Here is a 20,545-nt window from a genome sequence, read left to right as displayed (position 1 = left end):
CGGCGGCCATTAGCGAATGATGGTCGGCTTGCCAAGCGGGCTGGACCGTATTTTTCTTGTAACGAAAGGGAAGCGCCCTAAATTGTCCATCATGACCAACACCACCGCCATTTTCGGAGCAGATGTCAGCGCCCCGCCCGTTGTCCACGCGCGTTTCAGCATTGGGGATGTCGTAAAGCATCGCAGCTTCGGCTTCCGTGGCGTGGTGTTCGACATCGACCCTGTCTTCGCCAACAGCGAGGAATGGTATCAGGCCATTCCCGAACAGTCCCGGCCCGACAAGCACCAGCCCTTCTACCATCTGCTCGCCGAAAATGGCGAAACCAGCTATGTCGCCTATGTCAGCCAGCAGAATCTGCTCGCCGACGACAGTGAAGAGCCTGTGGACCACCCGGCCATCACGGGCATGTTCGGCACCTATGCCAACGGCAAATATCAGCTGCGCCCCCTCCATCGGCATTAGGATCGCGCTGGCCGCGCTCGCGCTGCTGCTTCCAGCCGGGACGCTGGCCGCGCAGACGGTCGCGCCCGGATCGTCCGAAGCGCCCCGCGTCAACGCTGATCCCGTTTTCCCCTTCTCCAACGAAATCGCCGCCTTCGCAAAGGCCGATGGAGCCAATACCGGTCCGCCGGGCGGCATATTGTTCCTCGGCAGTTCAAGCATCCGGCTGTGGAATACGGGCGGCAGCTTCCCGGACGAGGCCACCGTCAATCGGGGCTTTGGCGGCGCGACCACGCCGGACGTACTCCATTACTATCCCCGCCTGTTGCCGCGCGCCGCACCCCGGTCGATCCTGGTCTATGTCGGGGAAAATGACCTTGCCGGCGGAGCGACCCCCGCTGCGGTCGCCCATGACCTGCTGGCGCTGCTGAAAAAACTGCGCGCCGATTATCCCCGGTCGCGCATCGCCTTTCTTTCGCTCAAGCCATCGCCGATCCGCTGGACGCTCTGGCCCAAAATGGCTGCGGTCAACATGACTGTCGCCGCGCGCAGCCGCGTCGGCCGCTTCGACTATCTTGACGTCGGCAGCGCCTTGCTGGCCCGCGACGGGCTGCCCGACGCGTCGCTGTTCAGGCCCGATGGCCTGCACATGAATGCGCGCGGCTACAGCCGCTGGACCCGCCTGGTCGATGGCTGGCTGGATCGCGGCGAGACCGCCTCCGTAACGGGCCAGCCAGCAAAGACGGCCCCCATGGGACGCAGCGCCTCACTTTCCGATTGATCCACGGTCAAGCAACATTATTACCGTACATCTCTAAAAATCACAGCCTTGAGGGGAAGACGCTGGTGACCACCGATTCGGCCAAGGCCACGCCCATGGCGGAACTGACGCTACGCGGCGTCATTCTGGGCGCGCTCATCACGCTGCTCTTCACCGCCGCCAATGTCTATCTCGGGCTGAAGATCGGGCTGACCTTCGCCACCTCCATCCCTGCCGCCGTCATATCCATGGCGGTGCTGCGCATGTTCGCGACCGGGACAATCCTGGAAAACAACATCGTACAGACGATCGCTTCGGCGGCGGGCACGCTTTCGGCGATCATCTTCGTGCTGCCGGGGCTGGTCATCATCGGCTGGTGGCAGGGTTTTCCCTATTGGCTTTCGGCCTTCACCATCGCGATCGGCGGCATTTTGGGCGTCATGTATTCGGTGCCCTTGCGCCGCGCGCTGGTGACCGGATCGGACCTCCCCTATCCCGAGGGCGTCGCCGCCGCCGAAGTGCTCAAGGTTGGAGCAGGCTCGCGCGAGGGGCTTGAAGAAAACAGGCGTGGCCTTGCGGCGATCATCATGAGCGCTCTCGCCGCCGCCGCCTTCTCGATCACCGCCAAGACGAAACTGATCGCAGAGGAAGCCGCCACCTTCTTCAAACTCGGCAGCGGCGCGACATCCCTTTCGACCAGTTTTTCCATGGCGCTGATCGGCGTCGGCCATCTGGTCGGCCTGTCGGTCGGCCTCGCCATGTTCGTCGGCCTGCTGATCAGCTGGCTGGGCCTTGTCCCCTGGCTCACGGCCCCGCTGCCCACGGGCGCCGATCTGGCGGAGGTGGTGGGCGCGACCTTCCGTACAAAGGCCCGCTTCATCGGCGCGGGGACGATTGGCGTGGCGGCGATCTGGACACTACTCAAGATCCTCGGCCCGATTGTCAGCGGCATCCGATCCGCGATGGCGGCGGCGCGGCGGCGCAATGCGGGCGAAGGCGGCCTGCTTGAACTTACCGAGCGCGACCTGCCCATCGGCATCGTCGGCGGCACTATCATCGCCTCGCTCGTCCCCATCGCGGTGCTGCTCTGGTACTTTGCGCAAGGGGGGCCGATCGCCCTCAATCCGGCACCGATCATCGCCCTGACGCTCGCCTATATCCTTGTCGCGGGGATAGTGATCGCGGCGGTGTGCGGCTATATGGCGGGCCTGATCGGCGCGTCGAACAGTCCGATCTCGGGCGTGGGCATCCTCGCCGTCCTGGGCGCATCCTTGATCCTCGCCGCCATTTACGGATCGGGCGGCGATCCCGAACAATCGCAGGCGCTGATCGCCTACGCCCTGTTCACGACCGCCATCGTCTTTGGCATCGCCACCATATCGAACGACAATCTTCAGGATCTCAAGACTGGCCAGCTCGTCGGCGCGACGCCGTGGAAGCAACAGCTCGCGCTGGTGCTGGGCGTGATCTTCGGCGCGCTGGTGATCCCGCCAGTGCTGGACCTTCTCAACAACGCCTTTGGCTTTGCAGGCGCGCCGGGGGCCAAGGCAACCGCACTCCCCGCACCGCAGGCCGCGCTGATTTCGGCGCTGGCAAAGGGCGTGCTTGGCGGCGATCTCGACTGGAACCTGATTGGCGTCGGCGCGCTGATCGGTGCGGTGGTCGTCGTCATCGACGAACTGCTGGGCAAGGCGGGCAAGCTGCGCCTGCCCCCGCTCGCGGTCGGCATGGGCATCTATCTGCCGATGGCGCTCACCCTGCTGATCCCGGTGGGCGCACTGATCGGCCATTTCTACAACCGCTGGGCGCTGCGTCAGGCCAATCCCGACTTTGCCGAACGCATGGGCGTGCTGATGGCGACCGGCTTCATCGTCGGCGAAAGCCTGTTCGGCGTCGCCTTCGCCGGGATCGTCGCCGCAACCGGCAGCGACGCGCCGCTTGCGCTGGTGGCCGAAAATCCCTTTGCCGCGCCCCTCGCCCTGTTGATCTTCGCCGGGGTCATCGCGGTTCTCTATGCCCGCCTGCGCCGCTGGGCCAGCATCCCGCTCGCATGAAAAAAGGGGCCGCGCCAGCAGCCCCTTTCTCTCCCGCTTCTTGCCGTCAGTCTGGCGGAACCTGCAATCTCGCCATTCGACGCAAATTCCGGCGATTATATACTTGTTTGGACCAAGAAAGTATGCCATACAATGATCCATGCAGATCAATGGCATCACCGATATCGCCCGCTTCCTCACTGACGAAGCCGCCGCACAGCAAGCCCTGGCCGATCTGCGCTGGCCGGACGGAAACGTCGTTTGCCCGCTTGATGCTGCCGATCCCGAGACCGGCGAAATCATTTCGTGTGGTGGTACGAAGGTCTACGCCGTCAGCTACAAGCGCAAGGACAAGGACGGGAACGTCATCCCGACCGTCCGCAAGCAGTGGAAGTGCGGCAAGTGCCGTCAGAAGTTCAGCGTCACCAGCAAGAGTATCTTCGAGGGCGCTCACATTCCGGTCGGCAAGTGGATTTATGCCATTTTCCTGATGTGCAGCAGCAAGAAGGGCGTCTCGGCCAACCAGCTCGCTCGGGAACTGAACGTCACCTACAAGTCGGCCTGGTTCATGTGCCACCGCGTTCGCGAGGCCATGCTGCAAGAACCTATGGCTGGCATGCTTGGCGGCGGCCCGGATGCCATCGTGGAACTGGATGAAACGTATGTCGGCGGCAAGCTGAAGAACAATCGCCACAAGAACCGCACCGCCAAGGCTGGCAAGAAGACCGCCGTCATGACGCTGATCGACCGCGAGGGCGACGTTAAGACCGTCAAAGTCCCGAACGTTCGCAAGAACACTCTGCAATCGCTCGCTCGTCCTATCGTTGACCAGAGCGCGACGATCATCACAGACGCCCACCTTTCTTATGAGGGCCTTGCAGAGCACTTCCACGGCCATCATGTGGTCGACCACAGCAAGACGTTCGTTCGCGGCGTGATTTTCCACACCAACTTCGCGGAAAGCTATCATAGCCTGCTCAAGCGGGGCATCATCGGCTCCTTCCATCATGTCAGCGACAAGCACCTTCCGCGCTATCTCGCCGAGTTTGATCGCCGCTGGAATACGCGCAAGGAGCGCGATGGCGCTCGCACAGTACGAGTGATTGAAACCGCTATCGGGAAGCGTCTGACGTACAGCGAAACGGTAGGCTAAAATGACGAAACCCCGCCATTTCTGACGGGGTTTCGGACACTGACAATATCTAGGCTACTCTGGACTTGTCATCGTCCGTTGAGCAGCCTGCCTAGCAAGCTAGGTCTTAAAGCCCGATGACCGGGAGTAGTCACCATATAGGAATCGCGTTAAGAGTTGGCAACTGGAAACATCCCCAGGCCGTGCAGAACGGCATCTTTCACGGCGGCTAGATCGTCGCCCGTCATCTGCGGGTTCTCCCATTTCCGACGACCAACCTTGAAGCCATCGAGACGGTATATGCCCAGGTTCATCAGTAAATCGGCGATTGCCCAACATGGCAAATCATCGGGCTCACTCGGATGATAATTCTTCGATAGCCTAACATGATATGGCATCAAATGCGTGGGCTCAGTAAGACTGATCGGCACGACAGCAACCACATCCGACCTACGCGGCAAACGCGGCGATACCACCACCACAGGGCGCGGCTTCACCATCTCAGGAACCTTGAAGCCTGAAAAGTCGCACATCAGCACCTGACCCGCGCGGGGATAAAAGTTGAGCGGCATCTAAATCTCATATATAAAAATGGTGCCCCCGCCCGAGTTCGCATCGGGACGGCCTATAGGCCACCAGCATCCTATGCTGGCGTGTCTACGTTCCACCACGGGGGCACAGTCGATAATGGGTTTTGCCCACCGGGTCGGTAGAGGTCCTAAGCTCTCCGATCCGGCCTGACCCTCAGGCCATTCATCCGCGTCGCAAGTCAGTGTGCCATGGCGCGCGGGTCAACTAGCGGGTGGCGGCATCGGTCATTCCTTTCTCCGACCCCTATGCCCAACCGTCGAACATGGCGCAAGTTAAAAAAGGTCTAAGAGCTATCCATGTAACTTGACGTGGAAGGTCTAGGGCGATAGTGAGGGGCGGAAAGGTGATGGCCCCGATGTCTGATGAGAACGAAAAACCGAAGCGCTTCCGGTCTCCGCCCTACCCCATGTTCGATTTGGGAAAGGCGGTTGAACGGGCAAAGGAGGTTTACTCCAAAGCCAATGCGCACGCTGCGGGGGTTCAAGTTCTTGCTGAGGCGTGGGGCATGAAGTCGGTCGATGGAAAGGTCTGGCGGACTGCTGCTTCGCTTATCCAATATGGACTGATGCAGGATTCTGGCACCGGGAAGAATAGAAAATTCCAGATTACCGACGCAGCAAAACGAATAATTTTGGATACCAGCCCCGACTCTCAGCGTAGGCAGGAGGCAATTCAAAACGCCGCCTTGGGTCCAATGATTCATCGCGAGCTTTGGGATCGCTACAATGTTGCAAGCGGCCTTTCAGATACCGTCATAAGGACGCATTTGACGATCGACAGAGAAGAAGGAGGCGAGGCACCTTACAGCCCGGCTGCGGCTGACGAGGTTATCGCGACGTACCGAGCCACAATAGCCTATGCAGGACTCGAGGATTCCACTAAGGTATCTCCTCAACAAGAGGACAAGGCCGACGAAAACGAACCTGGTGTAACTCCGGCTCCGCGCGTCCCGAACGTCAAAGTCGGGGATTTTGTGCAGTGGGAATCGGGGGGGTGATCCAGTTTGAAGCCCGGAAGGTTGATTGGGTTTCAGAAGATGGGTCACACCTGCGCGTTTTTGGAAGCCCTGCAGGGATACCTATGAGCGAAGTCGAACTCGTTGACGCACCACATGCGACGCAAAAGCGAGACATTGCTAAGCCGTCCGCCAAGGGCGGAAAACTCAACGTCACCGCCTACGTGGATGGTGGCCGCTTACAGCTAACAGCCGATGTTGGCCCTGATGAAATAGCTGATTTGAAGGATATGCTCGCCAAGTACGAGGAAATCCTGAAGCTGCTAAGCTGATGCCTGACGAAAAGCCGGTCAGTCTAAAGCCGCTTGGTCTGGCTCAGGCCCTTGGCGGGCTACTCAAGGTGAAGCCGCCAGAGAAGTCCGGGAAACCGAAACGGAAAAAGGCCCCGTCACCCGAGAAGGAGTGAGCGGGGCCTTTGCCAATATACGTCTCATTCATTTCAACGGGCGGTACAGCGATATAATCCCCGGCAAATTCAGCGGTCCAAACAAGTATATAATCGCCCAAATTCCGGCGATTATATACTTGTTTGGACCAAGAAAGTATGCCATACAATGATCCATGCAGATCAATGGCATCACCGATATCGCCCGCTTCCTCACTGACGAAGCCGCCGCACAGCAAGCCCTGGCCGATCTGCGCTGGCCGGACGGAAACGTCGTTTGCCCGCTTGATGCTGCCGATCCCGAGACCGGCGAAATCATTTCGTGTGGTGGTACGAAGGTCTACGCCGTCAGCTACAAGCGCAAGGACAAGGACGGGAACGTCATCCCGACCGTCCGCAAGCAGTGGAAGTGCGGCAAGTGCCGTCAGAAGTTCAGCGTCACCAGCAAGAGTATCTTCGAGGGCGCTCACATTCCGGTCGGCAAGTGGATTTATGCCATTTTCCTGATGTGCAGCAGCAAGAAGGGCGTCTCGGCCAACCAGCTCGCTCGGGAACTGAACGTCACCTACAAGTCGGCCTGGTTCATGTGCCACCGCGTTCGCGAGGCCATGCTGCAAGAACCTATGGCTGGCATGCTTGGCGGCGGCCCGGATGCCATCGTGGAACTGGATGAAACGTATGTCGGCGGCAAGCTGAAGAACAATCGCCACAAGAACCGCACCGCCAAGGCTGGCAAGAAGACCGCCGTCATGACGCTGATCGACCGCGAGGGCGACGTTAAGACCGTCAAAGTCCCGAACGTTCGCAAGAACACTCTGCAATCGCTCGCTCGTCCTATCGTTGACCAGAGCGCGACGATCATCACAGACGCCCACCTTTCTTATGAGGGCCTTGCAGAGCACTTCCACGGCCATCATGTGGTCGACCACAGCAAGACGTTCGTTCGCGGCGTGATTTTCCACACCAACTTCGCGGAAAGCTATCATAGCCTGCTCAAGCGGGGCATCATCGGCTCCTTCCATCATGTCAGCGACAAGCACCTTCCGCGCTATCTCGCCGAGTTTGATCGCCGCTGGAATACGCGCAAGGAGCGCGATGGCGCTCGCACAGTACGAGTGATTGAAACCGCTATCGGGAAGCGTCTGACGTACAGCGAAACGGTAGGCTAAAATGACGAAACCCCGCCATTTCTGACGGGGTTTCGGACACTGACAATATCTAGGCTACTCTGGACTTGTCATCGTCCGTTGAGCAGCCTGCCTAGCAAGCTAGGTCTTAAAGCCCGATGACCGGGAGTAGTCACCATATAGGAATCGCGTTAAGAGTTGGCAACTGGAAACATCCCCAGGCCGTGCAGAACGGCATCTTTCACGGCGGCTAGATCGTCGCCCGTCATCTGCGGGTTCTCCCATTTCCGACGACCAACCTTGAAGCCATCGAGACGGTATATGCCCAGGTTCATCAGTAAATCGGCGATTGCCCAACATGGCAAATCATCGGGCTCACTCGGATGATAATTCTTCGATAGCCTAACATGATATGGCATCAAATGCGTGGGCTCAGTAAGACTGATCGGCACGACAGCAACCACATCCGACCTACGCGGCAAACGCGGCGATACCACCACCACAGGGCGCGGCTTCACCATCTCAGGAACCTTGAAGCCTGAAAAGTCGCACATCAGCACCTGACCCGCGCGGGGATAAAAGTTGAGCGGCATCTAAATCTCATATATAAAAATGGTGCCCCCGCCCGAGTTCGCATCGGGACGGCCTATAGGCCACCAGCATCCTATGCTGGCGTGTCTACGTTCCACCACGGGGGCACAGTCGATAATGGGTTTTGCCCACCGGGTCGGTAGAGGTCCTAAGCTCTCCGATCCGGCCTGACCCTCAGGCCATTCATCCGCGTCGCAAGTCAGTGTGCCATGGCGCGCGGGTCAACTAGCGGGTGGCGGCATCGGTCATTCCTTTCTCCGACCCCTATGCCCAACCGTCGAACATGGCGCAAGTTAAAAAAGGTCTAAGAGCTATCCATGTAACTTGACGTGGAAGGTCTAGGGCGATAGTGAGGGGCGGAAAGGTGATGGCCCCGATGTCTGATGAGAACGAAAAACCGAAGCGCTTCCGGTCTCCGCCCTACCCCATGTTCGATTTGGGAAAGGCGGTTGAACGGGCAAAGGAGGTTTACTCCAAAGCCAATGCGCACGCTGCGGGGGTTCAAGTTCTTGCTGAGGCGTGGGGCATGAAGTCGGTCGATGGAAAGGTCTGGCGGACTGCTGCTTCGCTTATCCAATATGGACTGATGCAGGATTCTGGCACCGGGAAGAATAGAAAATTCCAGATTACCGACGCAGCAAAACGAATAATTTTGGATACCAGCCCCGACTCTCAGCGTAGGCAGGAGGCAATTCAAAACGCCGCCTTGGGTCCAATGATTCATCGCGAGCTTTGGGATCGCTACAATGTTGCAAGCGGCCTTTCAGATACCGTCATAAGGACGCATTTGACGATCGACAGAGAAGAAGGAGGCGAGGCACCTTACAGCCCGGCTGCGGCTGACGAGGTTATCGCGACGTACCGAGCCACAATAGCCTATGCAGGACTCGAGGATTCCACTAAGGTATCTCCTCAACAAGAGGACAAGGCCGACGAAAACGAACCTGGTGTAACTCCGGCTCCGCGCGTCCCGAACGTCAAAGTCGGGGATTTTGTGCAGTGGGAATCGGGGGGGGTGATCCAGTTTGAAGCCCGGAAGGTTGATTGGGTTTCAGAAGATGGGTCACACCTGCGCGTTTTTGGAAGCCCTGCAGGGATACCTATGAGCGAAGTCGAACTCGTTGACGCACCACATGCGACGCAAAAGCGAGACATTGCTAAGCCGTCCGCCAAGGGCGGAAAACTCAACGTCACCGCCTACGTGGATGGTGGCCGCTTACAGCTAACAGCCGATGTTGGCCCTGATGAAATAGCTGATTTGAAGGATATGCTCGCCAAGTACGAGGAAATCCTGAAGCTGCTAAGCTGATGCCTGACGAAAAGCCGGTCAGTCTAAAGCCGCTTGGTCTGGCTCAGGCCCTTGGCGGGCTACTCAAGGTGAAGCCGCCAGAGAAGTCCGGGAAACCGAAACGGAAAAAGGCCCCGTCACCCGAGAAGGAGTGAGCGGGGCCTTTGCCAATATACGTCTCATTCATTTCAACGGGCGGTACAGCGATATAATCCCCGGCAAATTCAGCGGTCCAAACAAGTATATAATCGCCCAAATTCCTCTTCAGCATGAGCGGAAAGGGAAACAGCGCCACCGACGCAGAATAAAGCATAACATATCTTTTTTCCCATAAATTGGCCGTGGATCATTTAATTGATAAATTGACCAACCAACTATCTCTTGTATTTATTCGGTGAAAATTGCCGCCAGGAGGTATTGGTGACTGCATCATGTAATAAATATTACATTTCAGCGATTATAGGTTTCACTTTTATTACATTATCAGGCTGCGCGCCGGTAGAACGGGAAGTTCCACTTGCCACGCGTATCGCCAACGCCACCCCCGCCGTCGCAGTCACCGCGCGGGGCGAAACCGCCCCTGTGGGTACGGCCAATGCGGACGCGGCGGACGATCCTGCGATCTGGCGCAATGCCGCCAACCCGGCGCAGAGCCTGATCGTCGGCACCGACAAGAAGGCCGGGCTGTATGTCTACGGTCTGGACGGCAAGACGCGCGATTTCCTGGACGCTGGCCGGGTCAACAATGTCGATCTGCGCGACGATGTCGTCATCAATGGGCAAAAGGGCATTCTGGTCGCAGCCAGCGATCGCAATGACCTTGCCAACGCAAAGGTTGCGCTCTTCCTTCTCGACCCCGCCACGGCCAAGCTCACCGCCCTTGGCAAGGTCGATGGCGGCAAGGGCGAGGCTTACGGCATCTGCCTCTACCGGGACGCGGCCGCCACCTATGCCTTCATCGTCCTCAAGGACGGCACGATCAACCAGATCGCGCTCGACACGGCGGGCGCGGCGCCCACGGCACGCATCGTCCGCTCCATGAAGCTCGCCTCGCAGTCGGAAGGCTGCGCCGCCGACGACCGCACCGGCATCCTGTACGTGGCGGAGGAAGATGCAGGACTGTGGCGCTTCGACGCCAGCGCCACCGGCTCCACCACCCCGGTCATGATCGCAGCCGCCGATGGCAGGAACCTGGTCGCCGATGCCGAAGGCGTCGCGATCGCGCCCATTGGGGAGAAGGACGGCTATGTCCTCGTCTCCAGCCAGGGCGACAATGCCTATGTCGCCTACCGGCTGAGCGACGACAGCTATGCCGGGCGCTTCCGCGTCGGCGCTGGCGCTATCGGCGGGACAGAAGAAACGGACGGCATCGACCTGATGCTGGGCGATTTCGGGCCAGCCTATCCCGGCGGCCTCTTCGTCGCGCAGGACGGCCACAACGCCGCCGCGGCGCAGAATTTCAAGCTGGTCGCCTGGGATGACATCGCCAAGGCGCTGGGCCTTCGCTAAGCAACGACATCCCCTCCCTTCACCGAAGGGAGGGGGAGGCACCTCACTTCTTCGCAAACCAGGCCAACAGCGCCGGCTTCAGCCGCGCCCGCGTCTCGATCCGCGTCTTGATCGCCGATATCGACCGATCCACGACCTTGCGCGATTCAGGCGTCAGATGCTGGCTGGCATAGGCGTCCAGCTTCGTCGCCATCGCCGGGTCCGCCGATCCGCCGCCCAGCCGCGCAATCGCCTGGCTCCGCGCCGACACGTCGATCATGGCCTCATATTGCTGCCGGTGCGCCAGCACATAGTCCACCGCCAGCATCGGATGCTCCGCGCCCACGGCGGATATGATCGCCGCGCTCGTCGTCTTCCCCGGTTCATCGGTCATGGCGAGGTCCAGCGCCTTCGTCGCCAGCGCCTCATCCTTCGCCGCCCCCAGCAGAGCGAACAGCGTGCTCTTCTCCAGATCGGTCTTCGCACCATTGGCCATCGCGCGCAGCTTTTCCCAGGTCGCGGCATCGGCATTCTGGGCAATGATCCTCAGCCACACATTGCGCAGCGGCCCGTCGAGCAGGGCAGGCTCAGCAAAGCGCCGCGCCGCTTCCGCCACCACGGCCCTGTCGCCCATGCCGCCCAGCGTCGCCACCAGCGCCGACCGCAGCACCGGCGCCTGCGGCCCCTCTCCGGCCTTGGCGTCAAAACCGACGCCCGCCAGCACCGGCCCCAGCTTGCGCGAGGCATAGGCCGCGACCCGGCCCTGCGCCGCCTTGTCGCTTTCCAGCATATGATAGGCGCTGCCCAGATAGTCGGGTACTTCCGCCAGCACCGCCGGGCTCGCACTGGCAGGCACCGCGTCCACCATGTCGAGCGCCAGCCCGATCGGCTGATAACCGCCCAGCCCCAGCTGGAAGTTATCCGCCAGCAGCCCGATCTGATCCATCGCCGAAAGCCGGGTAAAGCCCTTCGCCAGCGCCTGCACATTGGCCTGCGGATAGAGCGAGCGATAATAGCCCGTCTGCCCCGCATTGATCACATAGGCCCCGCATCCCGGCAGCGTGAGCGACGCCGCCCCGTTCAGGATCAGCCGCTGCGGCGCGCCGCCGATGGTCTGCGCCATCACCGGCACGTTCCAGCGTAAGGGCGTCTTGTCCTTCCGGTCGCGGCTGAACTCGCCCTGGCTCAGCGCCAGCACGGTGGAGCCGCCCTTGCACTGCGCGCTGTCCACCTTCACCAGCGGAATGCCCGGCTGGCTGGTAAAGTCATGCGCGATGGAAACCAGCCCCTTGGCCCCCGCGCCCTCAACCGCCTTCCACAGATCGTCGGTCACGGTATTTCCATAGGCATGCGCCTTCATGTAGCTGCGAATACCCTCGCGCCACACATCCTCGCCCGCAAAGCCTTCCAGCATGGTGATGACCGCCTCACCCTTTTCATAGGTGATGTCGTCGAACGCCTGGTTCACCTCTTCGACGGTGTTGATCTTCTGCACCACCGGATGCGTGGTCGCCAGCGCGTCGAGCGCCATCGCCCGCTCCCGCCCGCCAACGCGGGTCAACAGCATCTCCCATTCCGGCTGCAACTTGTCGGTGACCTTGGTCGCCATCCAGCTGGCGAAACCTTCATTCAGCCACAGGTCGTCCCACCATGCCATGGTGACCAGGTCGCCGAACCATTGATGCGCCATTTCATGCGCGACGATGGAATAGATGGTCCGCCGCGTGCCCTCTGACGTAAAGCGCGGATCGACCAGCAAAGCCCGCTCGAAGGTGAAGATCGCGCCCCAATTCTCCATTGCGGAGAAGAACTGGCTCTGCCCCGGCCCCGCAACATTGTCGAGTTTGGGCAGGGGGTAAGGCACGCCGAAATAATCGTTGAACCACGGCAGGATCGCCACCGACGCATCCAGCGCCAGCTGCGCCTTGCCCGTATTCCCCTTGCCGGTGATGACGCCGACTTCGGTCGCGCCCGCCATCTTGGTCGCGCGCTCCAGATCGCCCAGACCGAAGAACAGCAGATAAGACGACATTTTGGGGCTGGCGCCAAATGTCACCCGCGTCTTGCCGCCGCCCAGATCCTGCGACGCCTTGACCGGCATGTTGCTGACCGCCAGCTGCCCCGTGGGCACGATGGCGGAAAGGCCGAACGTGGCCTTGTAGCTCGGCTCGTCAAAGCTCGGCACGAAGCGGCGCGCATCGGGCGCTTCGAACTGCGTGAACAACGCCCGCTTCGCCTTGCCTTCATTATCGGTGTAATCCAGCGCGAAAAGACCGTTCGCCTGCGTATTGATGACGCCCGCATAGGCGACGTCGAGCTTATAGCTTCCCGGCGCGAGCGGCTTGCCGAAATCCAGCGTCACCGTCTGCGCGTCGGCATCGATCTTGGCCGTGCCCGTTAGCGACTTGCCCTTCGTGGGCGTCAGCCTGACATCGCCGATCGTCAGGTCCGCGGCGTTCAGCACCAGCACCGGCATGGACTGCGCCACGGCGACGTCGATCGTCACCTTGCCCGTGAACTTCAGGTTCGCGGCGTCCGGCGTCACTTCGATCGCATAATGGCTGGGCGCCGCGCCACGCGGCAATTGCGTCGTGATCCCCGGCGCGGGGCCAGTGGGGGCTTGCGCCAGAACGGGCTGGATCAGGGCCAACGGCGCAGCCGCCAGCATCAGGGGCAGGAATTTTCCAAAAGACATCAGGTTCGCAACTCCGACACGTTGAGAACGGCGCAGCCACAACGGCATAGCGCCAACATAGTTGCGGGATCGAACCTTTCGGCGCTGCGGTCAAGCCGTTCGCCAGGCGTTGTTATTCTTTTGTTTAATACGGGAGGCTTAACCATCGTCATCCAGCGAACGCCGGGATCTCCCGCCTCACATAATAAGCTCGAACAAATCACGCCATTCTGGATTCCCGGCTTCGATCAGCTCGATCTTCCAGTCTCGCTTCCACGCCTTCAACGCCTTCAACGCCTTCAACGCTTTTTCCCGCGCGATCGCATCGTCAATCCGCTGATGTTCCTCGGCCAGCACCAGACAGCGCAGATTATATTTGCTGCAAAACACCGATCCCACACCACGCCGATGTTGGTCCACACGCACAGCCAGGTTGCTGGTGACGCCAATATACAGCACCCCGCGCGGCTTGTTCGTCATGATGTACGTCCAACTACGCCGCATCACGCGAACGCATCTCCAGCCTCCCGAGATGCCAGCTTTCGCTGGCATGACGACACACCTCTCACTCCGTCATCCCAGCGAACGCCGGGATCTCCACCGGCTACCGGGCGCCCTCACCCCCGCCTGTGACAACCAGCGGCAAAGTATAGCAACAAGCGAGGCCGGAGGATTGCTCGCCCTTTCGTTCAGGGGGAGCCGAGAAGTGGGATTTTCGAGTACCGGAGCGCAGCGTACTTCAGTACGTGAGCACCGGAGCGCAGAAAATCGCGCTTCGCAGGCCCGCATGAGCGGAAGGGCGAGCAATCCTCAACCCCGCCCGCGATACCCCGGCACATCCTGCGCAGGCAGCCACAAGCCTGCGGGCGGCTCGCCCGATTGCCAGAACACATCTATCGGAATGCCCCCGCGCGGATACCAGTAGCCGCCGATCCGCAACCACAGCGGCTGCATCTCGGCAAACAGCCGCTCGCCGATCCCCACCGTGCAATCTTCATGGAACGCCGCATGGTTGCGGAACGCGCCCAGGAACAGCTTCAACGATTTCGATTCGACGATCGTTGCGGCGGGCGCATAGTCGATTACCAGATGAGCGAAGTCGGGCTGCCCCGTCACCGGGCAGAGCGATGTAAATTCCGGCGCGGTGAAGCGCACCAGATAGGGCTTCCCGGGACGCGGATTGGGCACATAATCGAGCACCGCATCTTCGGGCGACGCAGGCAGCGCGCTGCTCTGCCCCAGATGGATCGGCTTTACAGGTTCAGGCGTATCAGTCATGACCGGCCATCTACGCGATTGCACGCCTAATGTCACCGCAGCGCCGCCCATCTCCGCCGTTCACCTGCCGTTCAGCGGCTGCATTGCCTTGGCTGCTGCCCATGGGTCTGCGTCCTGCCATCATCGCCGCCATGCCGCTGCTGCTGGCCACGCCCTCTGCCGCTCAGGATCAGCAGGGCAACGACCCCGTCTTCAACCTGCCCCGCACTGGCCAGCCGCCTGCCGATCCGACCCGGCAAGGACCGGAACTGGACGTCTTTCGCGGCTCGCCCGTCGCCCCGCCGCCGGTCACTCCGCCCATAATCACGCCGCCGCCGCAGGTCATCACACCCCCAGCGTCCACGCCGGAACCGAAGACGTCGGCGCCTGCGCAGCCGCAGCGCCCGGCAACGCCGCCTGCTGCGCCCGCCCAACCCGCGCCCCGCACGGAAAGTGACGCCCCCGCGCCTGCCGCGCCCGCGCCTCAGGCAGCGCCTGACTCCCCCGCCGAGCCGCAAGCCGCTCCGCAGCCGCCCACCACTGAACCATCGCCCCCACCGCCCCCCGGCGCACCAGCCGAATCCCCGTCCTGGCAATGGATCATTGGCGGCATCGCCCTGCTGGCCGCTGCCCTCGCCGCCGCCTGGCTGTTCCTCCGCCGCCGTCGCGAAGAACAGCCGGATCAGGAGGCGTTCAAAGATGAGGCGCGGCCAGAGGCCCCCGCGCCGGTCCCGCCCCGGCCCGCACCCGAACCGCAGCCCACGCCCGCAGCAACGGCGCCGAAACCCGCTTCGCCCCCGGCCAAGCGGCCCTCCCCCGAAGCAGCGACCACCGATCGCCCCTGGCTCGATCTCTCGCTGGAAATACGCAGCGCGCGTCTTTCGCTGATGGGTGCGACCATCGGTTACCGGCTCACGCTCCACAATCGCGGCACGCTTGCTGCGGAGGATATTCTCATCCGCACGCTCATCGCCAACGCCGACACCGGACAGCAGGCGACAATGCAGCAATTCTTCGCCGGAGCGACCGGCATGCCCGCCCATTCGGCCGTGTCCATCGCGCCGGGCGAAAGCCACAGCCTGACCGGCGAATTGCGCCTCCTGCCCGATCAGATCGCACCGGTGCAGATGGGCAACCGCGCCCTGCTGATCCCGCTCGTCGCCTTCGACGCGCAATATCGCTGGGCCGATGAGGCAGGGGAAAGCCTTACCGGCACAGGCCGCACCGGCCGCGCCTTCATCGTGGGTCAGGAAAAATCCCCACCCGCCGACCGCCTCGCGCCTTTCCGCATCGATCAGGGTCCGCGCCAGTTCCGCGCACCCGGCAGCCGCGCCACCGCACTGGAACTGGCCAGCTAGGCGTCGTCGATCAGGAGCTTTGCGCCCTCTGCGGACTCTGCGCGAAAATATCCGACCGCGCATGACCTGAATGATCGCGCCTCTTTCTCCTCGCGCAATTCCCTTCCCACCATCCCCTCCTCCTCGTAAAATGCCGGAAACGGCACACAATGAGGCGGCATGGACATTCTCATCTCAACAGATTGGCTCGCGGCGGAATTGGGCAAGCGCGACCTGAAGATTCTCGACGCCAGCCTCTTCCTGCCCGGCACGCCACGCGATCCGCGCGCCGAATTTGAAGCCGCGCATATTCCGGGCGCGGCCTATCTTGACCTGCCGACCCTCGCCGATGCGGACGACCCGCGCCCCGGCATGCTGCCCAGCGACGCTTTCATGACCGAACGCTGCCGCGCGCTTGGCATCGACACGGACAGCCGCATCATCCTCTATGACAACAGCCCCACGCACAGCGCCGCGCGCGCGTGGTGGATGATGCGCGTCTATGGCGTGGGCGCGAACGCCACGATCCTGGATGGCGGGCTTCCCAAATGGGTGGCGGAAGGACAGCCTACCGAATCCGGCTGGCCCGTCATCCCGCGCGGCAACGCCACCGCCCGCCGCGCCGAAGATCAGGTGCGCACGAAGGACGACTTGCTCGCCAACCTTTCCAATCAAGCCGCACAGGTCATCGACGCGCGCGGCGCTGCCCGCTTCACCGGCGAAGAGAAAGAGCCACGGCCCGGCATGGCCTCGGGGCACATTCCGGGCTCGCGCAACATTCCCTCGTCCAGCCTCTTCAATCCCGATCACAGCATGAAGACGGGCGAGGAACTGCGCCGTCTCTTCGTGGACGCGGGAACGGATTTCTCGCGGCCGATCATCACCACCTGCGGCAGCGGCGTGACCGCCGCCATTCTGCTCGCAGGGCTCGAATTGCTCGGCAAGTCCGATGTCACCCTCTATGACGGCAGCTGGTCCGAATGGGGTCTCGATCCCGCGACGCCCAAGGCGACGGGAGCCGCTACATGAGCGGGGATCAGGGGGATCGCAAGGATCGCAAGCCGCTCACCCATCTGGCGCAGGCGGGGCGCAAGCCTGAATGGACGAGCATGCCCGGCCAGCCCGGCGCGATCGTCAACCCGCCCGTCTGGCGCGCCTCGACCATCCTCTACGACGATGTCGCCCATCTGCGCCGCGCCGCCAGCAGCAGCACGCACGAACGCCTTTTCTACGGCCGCAAGGGCACGCCGACCGCCTGGAGCCTCGCCGACGCGCTCACCGAAATGGAGCCGGAGGCGGAAGGCACGATGCTCTTCCCCTCCGGCGTCGCCGCCATCGCCTGCGCCCTGCTGTCCGTGCTCAAACCGGGCGACCACCTGCTCATGGTCGACAGCGCCTACGACCCCACCCGCAACTTCTGCGACAAGATGCTGAAAAGTTACGGTATCGAAACGACCTACTACGACCCGCTGGAATCCGTTTCAATTCACCATTTCATTCATGAAAAAACCCGCGCCATTTTCCTCGAAAGCCCCGGCAGCCTGACGTTTGAAGTGCAGGACGTCCCCGCCATCACCGCCCTCGCCCGGCAACGGGGTATCGTCACCCTGATCGACAATACCTGGGCCACGCCATATTTCTTCCAGGCCCTCTCCCACGGCGCAGACATCTCCATCCTCGCCTGCACCAAATATATCGTCGGCCACAGCGACGTCATGCTCGGCTCCGTCACCGCCACTCCGGCGCTGTTCCCGAAGGTCCGCCAGACCGCCTATCTCCTCGGCCAGATGGTCAGCCCGGACGACGCCTGGCTCGCCTCCCGCGGCCTGCGCACCCTCGGCGTCCGCCTCAACCAGCATCAGGACAGCGCACTTCATGTCGCCCGCTGGCTCGCCGACCAACCGGACGTCGCCCGCGTCCTTCATCCCGCGCTGCCCAGCTGTCCCGGCCATGAGATCTGGCGGCGCGACTTTTCCGGGTCGAGCGGCCTCTTCAGCTTCGTGCTGAACGGCGGCGACGAACAGTCCCGCGCCGCCCTGATCGACGGGCTCGCCCATTTCGGCATCGGCTACAGCTGGGGCGGATTTGAAAGCCTTGCCTTGCCGGTCGATCCCGCTCGCTACCGCACCGCGACGGCATGGCAAGCGGAAGGCCCCGTCGTGCGGCTGCAGATCGGTCTGGAAGATCCCGCCGATCTGGTCGCGGACCTCGACGCTGGCCTCGCCCGATTCCGGAAAGCGCGTGGCTAGGGCAGAGACGTCGTCCATTGGATGCGGCCTTTTTCACGCCACCCGCTTTACCTGTCGCGCGCGCTGATAGACGCCCTTATATAGAGCCGCATGACCGCCCTTTCGCTATTCCTCATCTTTGCAGCCACGGTCGCCGCGATGGAGGGCTTCGCCTATGCCATGCACCGCTGGGTGATGCATGGTCCCGGCTGGTTCCTGCATGCGAGCCATCATCGCCCCCGCATCGGCTGGTGGGAAGCGAACGACCTGTATTTCGTGATCTTCGCCATGCCCTCCATCCTGCTGCTGCTGGGCGGCGTGCAATGGGGCTGGGGTGATTGGGCGACCGCCTGCGGGGCTGGGATCGCCGCTTATGGGCTGATCTATCTTGGCTTCCACGACATTCTCGTTCACCGCCGCATCGGCCACCGCCATGTCCCGCGATCGCGCTATATGAAGCGGATCGTCCAGGCGCACAGGCTGCACCACGCAGTCGGGACTCGCGAAGGTTGCGTCAGCTTCGGCTTTCTGATCGCGCCGCGGCCCGAGCAGCTGAAACAAAAGCTGTCCAGCAGCGGGCGTGCGGGACTGCGCGAAGCGCGGGTCATGGTGGATACCGACTGAAGGCATGGCGCGTATTGGCCTTTTGGGCGGCTCCTTCAATCCGGCCCATGGCGGGCACCGCGCCATCTCGCTCTTCGCGGCGAAGGCTTTGCGCCTTGACGAGGTTTGGTGGCTTGTCTCGCCGGGCAATCCGCTTAAGCCTCGCAAAGGCATGGCGCCGCTGCCCGCCAGACTCCGCCACGCGCGTCATGTGGCGCGCCGCGCACCGATTCGCGCCACCGCGATCGAGCAGGCTATGGGCACCCGTTTTACCGTCGATACGGTAAGAGCAATCATCCACCGCTTCCCCCGCAACCGCTTCATATGGCTGATGGGTGGGGATAATCTGGCGCAGTTCGGCCAGTGGAAGGACTGGCGCGGCATTGCGCAACAGTTGCCCATTGCCGTCATCGCCCGCCCCGGCTATGATGGTGCTGCCCGTGGCTCTGTGGCCATGGCCTGGCTGCGGCGTTTCGTCCGGCCCGCGCGCCAGAGTGCAGAGTGGACGGATTGGAGAACGCCGGCGCTTGTGCTTTTGCGCTTTCGCCCTGATCCAAGATCGGCGACCCTGCTACGGCAGGCGAAACCCCTCTGGCATCGCGAATATGAACATGCACGTGTGCGCGATTCGCTCACGCGCCGGTTGATTGTCTAGAATGGAGCATCTTTGACCAGACCACATCCCGCCAACGACACGGCCCAAAGTGCCGATAGCGTTGCCGCCCTGCACGACCTTGTCCTCAAGTCGCTCGACGACGACCAGGCGCAGGAAACCATCTCCATCCCTCTCGAAGGCAAGAGCAGCATCGCTGACCATATGGTGATCGCCAGCGGGCGTTCATCGCGTCAGGTCGCGTCGATGGCGCAGAAGCTGGCCGAGCGCATCAAGCAAGCCACCGGCCGCTCCGCGCGTGTCGAAGGTCTGCCGGTTGCCGACTGGGTCCTGATCGATGCGGGCGACGTGATCGTCCACCTGTTCCGGCCGGAAGTGCGCAGCTTCTACAATCTGGAGCGCATGTGGGGCTTTGTCGACGCGCCGGTGGCCGGCACCGCCTGAAACGGCCTTCGACAAGCGCGCACTGACTTGTTAGGGGCTTCTCCATGCTCCTTCACATCATTGCGCGCGGAAAGATCGGACGCTCGGCCGAGGCTGAGCTTGTCGAGCGCTATATGAAGCGGCTGACGATGCCGCACAGGATAACCGAACTGCCCGATCGCGGCGGCAAACTGCCGCCTGCGCAGCCGGGCGCGGTCACCGTCATGCTCGACGAAAAGGGCAGCCAACTGGGCTCGGTGGAGTTCGCCAGACGGCTGGAAGGCTGGCGTGACGCAGGCGCCCGCGAATGCCGTTTCCTGATCGGCGCTGCGGACGGGTTCGAGGATGCCGACAGGGCGAACGCTGACCTGCTGATCGCCTTTGGCGCAATGACATGGCCGCACATGATGGCGCGCGCGATGCTGGCGGAGCAACTCTGGCGCGCATCTTCGATCCTGTCGGGGCATCCCTATCATCGCGAAGGCTGATATGGTCGCCGCTCGACAGCGGCCGGGCTTTCAGGATAGGCAATCCACGCGGCCCGTCCACATGGTCCGC

22 protein-coding genes are annotated in these 20,545 nt (G+C 62.0%); 16 read left to right on the top strand and 6 right to left on the bottom strand.

All coding sequences use genetic code 11. From position 1 onward, the window contains the following. Positions 1-91: 91 nt before the first annotated feature. From hspQ to B6S01_RS10045, 4 genes are all read left to right on the top strand, one after another. Positions 92-463 (top strand): heat shock protein HspQ, encoded by a 372-nt coding sequence (gene hspQ, locus B6S01_RS10060; protein ID WP_037465613.1) that lies wholly within the window; start codon positions 92-94, stop codon positions 461-463. Then, positions 420-1,223, top strand: coding sequence for a GDSL-type esterase/lipase family protein (locus tag B6S01_RS10055; protein ID WP_051908237.1), 804 nt, complete (start codon positions 420-422; stop codon positions 1,221-1,223). The genes hspQ and B6S01_RS10055 overlap by 44 nt, the downstream gene beginning before the upstream one ends. Positions 1,224-1,288: 65 nt before the next feature. Beyond that, positions 1,289-3,256: an OPT family oligopeptide transporter gene (locus B6S01_RS10050; RefSeq protein WP_037465578.1), complete on the top strand. Its 1,968-nt coding sequence runs from the start codon at positions 1,289-1,291 to the stop codon at positions 3,254-3,256. Between the two features lie 139 nt (positions 3,257-3,395). Continuing rightward, positions 3,396-4,388: an IS1595 family transposase gene (locus tag B6S01_RS10045; RefSeq protein ID WP_051908238.1), complete on the top strand. Its 993-nt coding sequence runs from the start codon at positions 3,396-3,398 to the stop codon at positions 4,386-4,388. Between the two features lie 149 nt (positions 4,389-4,537). On the opposite strand, the gene B6S01_RS10040 is transcribed toward B6S01_RS10045, so the two are convergent. Beyond that, positions 4,538-4,939, bottom strand: coding sequence for a type II toxin-antitoxin system PemK/MazF family toxin (locus tag B6S01_RS10040; protein ID WP_037465579.1), 402 nt, complete (start codon positions 4,937-4,939; stop codon positions 4,538-4,540). Between the two features lie 374 nt (positions 4,940-5,313). On the opposite strand from B6S01_RS10040, the gene B6S01_RS10035 reads away from it, so the two are divergent. The 3 genes from B6S01_RS10035 (at position 5,314) to B6S01_RS10025 (ending at position 7,527) form a co-directional block, all read left to right on the top strand. Further along, a complete protein-coding gene (locus tag B6S01_RS10035) occupies positions 5,314-5,955 on the top strand; it encodes a hypothetical protein (RefSeq protein WP_157704815.1) in 642 nt (213 codons plus the stop codon). A gap of 83 nt (positions 5,956-6,038) precedes the next feature. Continuing rightward, a complete protein-coding gene (locus tag B6S01_RS10030; protein ID WP_081570363.1) occupies positions 6,039-6,245 on the top strand; it encodes a hypothetical protein in 207 nt (68 codons plus the stop codon). A 289-nt stretch (positions 6,246-6,534) separates the two neighbouring features. Then, positions 6,535-7,527, top strand: coding sequence for an IS1595 family transposase (locus tag B6S01_RS10025; RefSeq protein ID WP_051908238.1), 993 nt, complete (start codon positions 6,535-6,537; stop codon positions 7,525-7,527). A 149-nt stretch (positions 7,528-7,676) separates the two neighbouring features. On the opposite strand, the gene B6S01_RS10020 is transcribed toward B6S01_RS10025, so the two are convergent. Beyond that, the gene (locus B6S01_RS10020; protein ID WP_037465579.1) at positions 7,677-8,078 is read right to left on the bottom strand and encodes a type II toxin-antitoxin system PemK/MazF family toxin; all 402 of its coding nucleotides are present in this window, start codon (positions 8,076-8,078) and stop codon (positions 7,677-7,679) included. Positions 8,079-8,452: 374 nt separating this feature from the next. Here B6S01_RS10020 and B6S01_RS10015 point away from each other — a divergent pair, with 374 nt between their 5' ends. After that, positions 8,453-9,385 (top strand): hypothetical protein, encoded by a 933-nt coding sequence (locus B6S01_RS10015; protein WP_156103355.1) that lies wholly within the window; start codon positions 8,453-8,455, stop codon positions 9,383-9,385. 43 nt (positions 9,386-9,428) lie between these two features. Here B6S01_RS10015 and B6S01_RS10010 read toward each other — a convergent pair whose 3' ends face one another. Next, complete coding sequence (locus B6S01_RS10010) at positions 9,429-9,677, bottom strand: hypothetical protein (RefSeq protein WP_037465581.1); 249 nt, start codon at positions 9,675-9,677, stop codon at positions 9,429-9,431. Between the two features lie 146 nt (positions 9,678-9,823). On the opposite strand from B6S01_RS10010, the gene B6S01_RS10005 reads away from it, so the two are divergent. Beyond that, positions 9,824-10,873, top strand: coding sequence for a phytase (locus tag B6S01_RS10005; RefSeq protein ID WP_407695229.1), 1,050 nt, complete (start codon positions 9,824-9,826; stop codon positions 10,871-10,873). Positions 10,874-10,916: 43 nt separating this feature from the next. On the opposite strand, the gene B6S01_RS10000 is transcribed toward B6S01_RS10005, so the two are convergent. The 3 genes from B6S01_RS10000 to queF all read right to left on the bottom strand — a co-directional run bounded on the left by B6S01_RS10000 (position 10,917) and on the right by queF (position 14,804). Continuing rightward, positions 10,917-13,547, bottom strand: coding sequence for a M1 family metallopeptidase (locus B6S01_RS10000; protein ID WP_037465584.1), 2,631 nt, complete (start codon positions 13,545-13,547; stop codon positions 10,917-10,919). A gap of 177 nt (positions 13,548-13,724) precedes the next feature. Further along, the gene (locus B6S01_RS09995; protein ID WP_081570361.1) at positions 13,725-14,030 is read right to left on the bottom strand and encodes a GIY-YIG nuclease family protein; all 306 of its coding nucleotides are present in this window, start codon (positions 14,028-14,030) and stop codon (positions 13,725-13,727) included. A 306-nt stretch (positions 14,031-14,336) separates the two neighbouring features. Beyond that, positions 14,337-14,804, bottom strand: a complete 468-nt coding sequence (gene queF, locus B6S01_RS09990; RefSeq protein WP_037465589.1) for a preQ(1) synthase — start codon at positions 14,802-14,804, stop codon at positions 14,337-14,339. A gap of 101 nt (positions 14,805-14,905) precedes the next feature. Here queF and B6S01_RS09985 point away from each other — a divergent pair, with 101 nt between their 5' ends. From B6S01_RS09985 to B6S01_RS09955, 7 genes are all read left to right on the top strand, one after another. Continuing rightward, positions 14,906-16,141, top strand: a complete 1,236-nt coding sequence (locus B6S01_RS09985; RefSeq protein ID WP_062793050.1) for a hypothetical protein — start codon at positions 14,906-14,908, stop codon at positions 16,139-16,141. 159 nt (positions 16,142-16,300) lie between these two features. Beyond that, positions 16,301-17,149: a 3-mercaptopyruvate sulfurtransferase gene (gene sseA, locus B6S01_RS09980; RefSeq protein WP_037462822.1), complete on the top strand. Its 849-nt coding sequence runs from the start codon at positions 16,301-16,303 to the stop codon at positions 17,147-17,149. Then, positions 17,146-18,369 (top strand): cystathionine beta-lyase, encoded by a 1,224-nt coding sequence (gene metC, locus B6S01_RS09975; protein ID WP_037462825.1) that lies wholly within the window; start codon positions 17,146-17,148, stop codon positions 18,367-18,369. The genes sseA and metC overlap by 4 nt, the downstream gene beginning before the upstream one ends. A gap of 90 nt (positions 18,370-18,459) precedes the next feature. Then, positions 18,460-18,972 carry a sterol desaturase family protein gene (locus B6S01_RS09970; RefSeq protein ID WP_037462827.1) on the top strand — a complete coding sequence of 171 codons (513 nt, stop codon included), beginning with the start codon at positions 18,460-18,462 and terminating at the stop codon, positions 18,970-18,972. 4 nt (positions 18,973-18,976) lie between these two features. After that, positions 18,977-19,606: a nicotinate-nucleotide adenylyltransferase gene (locus B6S01_RS09965; RefSeq protein WP_037462828.1), complete on the top strand. Its 630-nt coding sequence runs from the start codon at positions 18,977-18,979 to the stop codon at positions 19,604-19,606. Between the two features lie 12 nt (positions 19,607-19,618). Beyond that, positions 19,619-20,008 (top strand): ribosome silencing factor, encoded by a 390-nt coding sequence (rsfS, locus tag B6S01_RS09960; RefSeq protein ID WP_037462830.1) that lies wholly within the window; start codon positions 19,619-19,621, stop codon positions 20,006-20,008. Positions 20,009-20,052: 44 nt separating this feature from the next. Beyond that, the gene (locus tag B6S01_RS09955; RefSeq protein WP_037462831.1) at positions 20,053-20,475 is read left to right on the top strand and encodes a 23S rRNA (pseudouridine(1915)-N(3))-methyltransferase RlmH; all 423 of its coding nucleotides are present in this window, start codon (positions 20,053-20,055) and stop codon (positions 20,473-20,475) included. Positions 20,476-20,545 lie beyond the last annotated feature (70 nt).

Origin of the sequence: Sphingobium herbicidovorans (genome assembly GCF_002080435.1) — a bacterium.
Classification (GTDB): Bacteria; Pseudomonadota; Alphaproteobacteria; order Sphingomonadales; family Sphingomonadaceae; genus Sphingobium; species Sphingobium herbicidovorans.
Note: the sequence above shows the minus strand (reverse complement) of the source record. Positions and strands in the feature narration are given on the sequence as shown.